General features: G+C 29.6%; 5 protein-coding genes. 3 read left to right on the top strand and 2 right to left on the bottom strand.

The window, feature by feature from the left end; all coding sequences use genetic code 11:
• Positions 1-558: 558 nt before the first annotated feature.
• A complete protein-coding gene (locus tag LS72_RS10965; protein ID WP_194145604.1) occupies positions 559-711 on the bottom strand; it encodes a hypothetical protein in 153 nt (50 codons plus the stop codon).
• Positions 712-1174: 463 nt separating this feature from the next.
• Here LS72_RS10965 and LS72_RS09910 point away from each other — a divergent pair, with 463 nt between their 5' ends.
• The 3 genes from LS72_RS09910 to LS72_RS09900 are packed head-to-tail and all read left to right on the top strand — an operon-like array spanning position 1175 to position 3840.
• Positions 1175-2392 (top strand): replication initiation protein, encoded by a 1218-nt coding sequence (locus LS72_RS09910; RefSeq protein ID WP_034555217.1) that lies wholly within the window; start codon positions 1175-1177, stop codon positions 2390-2392.
• A 10-nt stretch (positions 2393-2402) separates the two neighbouring features.
• On the top strand, positions 2403-3047 hold the full coding sequence (locus tag LS72_RS09905) for a ParA family protein (protein WP_034555216.1): 645 nt from the start codon (positions 2403-2405) through the stop codon (positions 3045-3047).
• Positions 3028-3840, top strand: a complete 813-nt coding sequence (locus tag LS72_RS09900; RefSeq protein WP_138155313.1) for a ParB/RepB/Spo0J family partition protein — start codon at positions 3028-3030, stop codon at positions 3838-3840. The genes LS72_RS09905 and LS72_RS09900 overlap by 20 nt, the downstream gene beginning before the upstream one ends.
• A gap of 82 nt (positions 3841-3922) precedes the next feature.
• Here the strand turns inward: LS72_RS09900 and traN are convergent.
• Positions 3923-4932, bottom strand: a 1010-nt coding sequence (gene traN / locus LS72_RS09895; RefSeq protein WP_238700800.1) for a conjugal transfer protein TraN, incomplete at its 5' end; no start/stop codon positions are given.

Here is a 4932-nt window from a genome sequence, read left to right as displayed (position 1 = left end):
AAGCTTAGCTGCTGGTTATCTCTAAGTGTTAATTGTTACTGCATTAATAATGCACTATTATTTCTAATAGTTGGAGTATAACACTCTAAACAAGGAGAAAAAAGGCAATAGAATACCTTTTGCATTTTAATGCTTTATCCTCCTTGTATTGCAAGACTTCCTAGCAATTCAAAGGGAAAGGGCTATATGGTTTAACCCTGAATAGACGGTTTAGTTTTATGAAAATCGGACTATCTCAAAGGATAATCGGTCGTCAAAGGGTCAATGTTCGAATGCAACCGCTACACTCAACAAGGAACAAAGCCCGCAAGCACTTAACTAAATAAGAAAACCATATTCTATAACAAAATTTTTATAAAGTCAAGTGTTGTGTAATTTTTAAATTAAAAGGTTAAAGGTATTTAAAATATCATTCAGGTTAGAGATTTACTTTTAAAACCCTTATTATTTTTTAAGTGAAAATTTAAAAGAAATTTAATTGTGAAAAATTTGATATTTTTTCTCGCACGCGCGTTTTAAAAATTTAGATATTTAAATATTTAATATATTTAGTTAGTTTTAGAGCCTTTTCAAATAGTCTAAAATAGGTAATTTGAAAGGTGTATCTTGAACTTTTTCTCCACTATCTTGAACTTTTTCTCCACTATCTTGAACTTTTTCTCCACTATCTTGAACTTTTTCTCCACTATCTTGAACTTTTTCTCCACACATAAAATTTACTCTATTAAAGAGTATTCTAACAGCGTATTTTAAGTCATTAAAGGCTTATAAAATAGAATTTATTTGAACTTTTTCTCCACAAAATAAAAAATGCAGAATATGGATACTAAGTGGATAGTAGTAGGATAGTAAGCGGATACTAAATGGATACTAAGTGGAGAGTAGTAGGATACTAAATGGAGAGAATTTTGTTAAAAAAATATCAAATTTTATTTTTTGTGGATTTTTTGTTCAAATAGATATTGTTAATATCCTAAAAATCTTGATTTTATAATATTTTTGAGATAGAATAAGGCAATTTTTATAATGCTAGTTTAAACATTTATAGAGTTGGGGCATCAACTCTTAGTGGAGAATTTGTAAGACCTACAAAAGTAGGCTAGATTTGTTGATACTAGAAACCCCCGCATTTATGCGTGGGGAGTATGTCATACAAACATTCTAGGTTTTTTTTATGAAGTCTAATGTAAATTTCTTGCCAGAAAATTTCATTGTAAATAAACATAATGAATTTATTACGATGACTATGAGTAAATGCTCAATGTCCTTGTTGCAAAATAGAATTTTTGACGCAGTGATTGCTACTATCCAGCATTTGATAAAAAATAATAGAATCAATGAGGATATGTCTTCTAAAGAGGATAAAACAATCTATATTGATTATGAATTATTTTATAATTGTCTCTTAGAGGGGACTTCTTTAAAAAGAATCCGCAAGGAAGAACTTAAACAAGCTTTAGATGATTTAGTCTCTTTAACAGTTCAATTTGAAAATAAAAATAGTTTTGGGTCTATATCCATTTTTTCTAAAGCTATGATAGATACGAATACAAATATGTTAATTATTACTTTTAATCCATATTTTGATAGTGCGAATTTGTTGCCACAAGCAACTTATACAAAAATAGTGTATCACAATCTAAATTCTTTTAAATCAGTGTATTCTAGGATTTTATACCAGCATATAAAAATGCTTTTAGGGTCAAAACAATTATCTTTTAAAAATTCTATTTTTTTAAGTCTTGAGAACATACAAAAGATTTTCTCAATTAACAAAGAACAATCTTCTTATTTAAATAGTGCAGGGACGCTCATTAGAAAATGTATTCAAGAACCCATTGATGATATTACAAACAATGAAAAATCTGATATTACTGTGTCTTATGAAATTAAAAAAAGTGGCAAAAAAATCGTTGGAGTAAAACTTCTTTTCAAGAATAAAAAAATAAATTTTGATTCTGATTATTTAAAAACAGATTTTAATGAATTTAAAAAAACAATTATTAAAAAATATAAGGGTAAATTCATTATTCAAGGAGTTAATGGTTATGATATAAACACAAAGTTTTTCCTTAATGATGATGGATTTATTATTAATGGAACAACCCAAAAGTTATTAGAACCAAATGTCGCATATTCAATATGGAGTTTTATGTATAAAAATCAAGAGCTTATAGGACAAACTTTAAGCACACAAGAAATCCTTTTGCGTAAATACAAATATCGTTTATTTAAACTTGATAATGAAGTTTATAGTTTGATTGATATTGAAAAATCTAATGATGAGAATCTACTAACTCTTATAATTGAAGATAAAAATAAACAGAGGGGGAAAATAATAAATGTTGATATTGAAAGATTACATAATCTTCAATGGGAAGACAAGATTTAAAGGATAGAAAATGCCAGTAATAACAGTTGCACACACCAAAGGTGGCGTTGGAAAAAGTATGATTTCTTGGAATCTAGCAGGTGCGTTTAATGGCACAATATTAGATTTAGATTTTCAACAATCCTTATCTCACAATAATGATTTACGCAAAAAATATGGATTAAAACCATTTAAAGTTTTAGAAATCAATTCCGTAGAAGAATTCTTACAAGCCTCAAAAAAAGCTTCTCTTGCAGAATGGATAATCATTGATACAGGAGGTTTTGATGATGATTTATTGCGTTTTGTAATAACTTATGCAGACATTGTTATTACTCCTGCACTAGAAAGTAATACAGAATTGTTTGGATTACAAACTTTTGGTAGAATTTTAAACGACTTGCAAGGACAAACTATGAAAAATGTTTTCTCTTGTGTTCTTTTAAATAAGATACACCCTAATTCTACAAATTTTGAAGTTATAAAGACTATTTGTGATGCTGATGAAAAATTAGTATTGATGGATACAATTATTAGAGAAAGAAGTATTTATAAAAAGAGCTTTAATGTAGGTAAAACTATCTTTGAAACAACAAATAGTGTTGCTAAAGCAGAATTTACCGCTTTGAAAAAGGAGATTACAAAAAGGTTAGCGAATGAAATCGTCAATGGATAGAGGTAATGTTTTTCTACAAATTGGAGAAGATAGAAAAAAAGCAACACTTCTTAGACAAAGAATGGCAGGACAAGAAGTGGAGATTAATGAGCTATTAGAGAATCCCTACCAACCAAGAATGGAATACAAGGAAGAAAGTATCAATGAGTTAGCTGATTCTATAAAAAAGAGTGGATTAATCCAGCCTATTATTATTGGAGTTGTTGAATCTAAATACTATATTATTGCTGGGCATAGACGCGTTAAGGCTTACCAAAAACTAGGCTATGAAAAAATTCAAGCTCTCTTAAGAGATTATACACTTGATGAGTTTAAAAGGGTTTCTTCATCACAAACCCTTATTGAGAATATCCAACGAGAAAACTTATCACACTTAGAATTAGCTTTAGCGTTTAATCGCCTCATTGATAATGGAGTATTTAGGACCTATGAAGATATTGCAAATGGGATTGGAAAGAGTGAAATATATGTGAAAAAGGTTATGTCTTTGTTAAAACTTTGTAAAAAAGTGCAACAAGAAATTTTAAATGGACAAAAGATTCCTTTAGAGGTTTTAGAAGTAATTGCAAAAATAAAATCTGAATCAAAACAAATAGAAGCATTTGAGAGATATTTTAAAAAGGAAATAGATTTAAAAGCTATAAAAGCAGAGTATTTGTCGAATAAAATAAAACCCAAAAACACCCCCATTTCTTTCAATGAGAAAAAAGGAATTGTATCTATTAATCTAAGTCAATATACAAGCAAGGATGAAGCTATTAAAGCCTTTACTGCATTTTTAAAACAAATGTGAATATGATACTTTGTTTTAAGCTATTTTTAAGAAAAAGTATAAGCAATATACTTTTTCTTATATTTGCCTTAAATAAATCGTTTTAATTTATCTTCATACTATTAATAGTATGAATACTTTGTTGCACTCTATCTTTGATTTTCTCTGCCTGCCCCTTAGCAAAACTATCATTAACCCTAAAATTTAAAGAATTGGTAAATTCACTCAAATCCATCTTAGAAAAATCTAATTTTTGAAATTCCTCTGTGGTAAATCCAGAACAATTAGGAGATTCTCCACTCCCCCAACCTTTACCTATTTGTTGCCTACCTTGTTCATTAAATATCCTTGCTAAGAGACTATTAAAGCAACAATGGGATTTACTTTTTTGAATACAAACTTTTGCAAAACCTAGTTTAATCCTTTTAGAGCAATATTCTCCAATCTCCTTGCATAGGCTCTGCTGGTTAAGCTTTGCAAGATTCTTTTCATTCTCTTTGCAAGATACTAATCCTAAAAATACTTTGTTTTTATTACAACACCCGCCCCCGCTTAAACCTAAGAGCTTATCACTACTTCTACAACTATGGCTTTTACCATTAAAAACTAAAAGTTGTCCTCCACAACTTCCATCTTCCCTCCAACCATTATTAGTAGAATCATTAACCCCTACATTTTGATTAATATTTTCTACTAATGAAGCATTTCCTCCGCTACCTCCTGCAAAACAAGGATGAGGAGAGCATTGTAATTTCCCATCATATTGCACACAAGCTCTATCTTTATTAAAGGGACAAAACTTTGTAGTGCCTTGACAATTTAGAGGTGGAGGAGTGCTATTAGGGCAAGAATCCCCTATTCCATCTCCATTGGTATCCACTAAATCCTTTATGCTTTTAGGGTGGCAATTCCCACCTTTATTGATAGCAGAATATCCACTAGGACAAGTGTATTCATAGTAGTTATAATCCTCATATAAAAATCCACTAGAGCAAGTTTGACCCCATTGTGGAGTTACATTAGCACAAGAAATACCCTCACCTATAATTCTAAAGATAGCATACCAACTTCCTCCATCCCAAGTTGAAAAAAACATTCTTATAAAATTGCGTC

The sequence above is a fragment of the Helicobacter apodemus genome (assembly GCF_000765745.2).
Taxonomy (GTDB): Bacteria; Campylobacterota; Campylobacteria; order Campylobacterales; family Helicobacteraceae; genus Helicobacter_D; species Helicobacter_D apodemus.
The sequence above is the reverse complement of the archived record's forward strand: the minus strand, read 5'-3'. Positions and strand labels throughout refer to the sequence as shown.

Coding starts and splice junctions, on each gene's coding strand:
- LS72_RS09900 (WP_138155313.1), top strand. CDS start 3,028: ATGAAATCGTCAATGGATAGAGGTAATGTTTTTCTACAAATTGGAGAA.
- LS72_RS10965 (WP_194145604.1), bottom strand. CDS start 711: ATGTGTGGAGAAAAAGTTCAAGATAGTGGAGAAAAAGTTCAAGATAGT.
- LS72_RS09910 (WP_034555217.1), top strand. CDS start 1,175: ATGAAGTCTAATGTAAATTTCTTGCCAGAAAATTTCATTGTAAATAAA.
- LS72_RS09905 (WP_034555216.1), top strand. CDS start 2,403: ATGCCAGTAATAACAGTTGCACACACCAAAGGTGGCGTTGGAAAAAGT.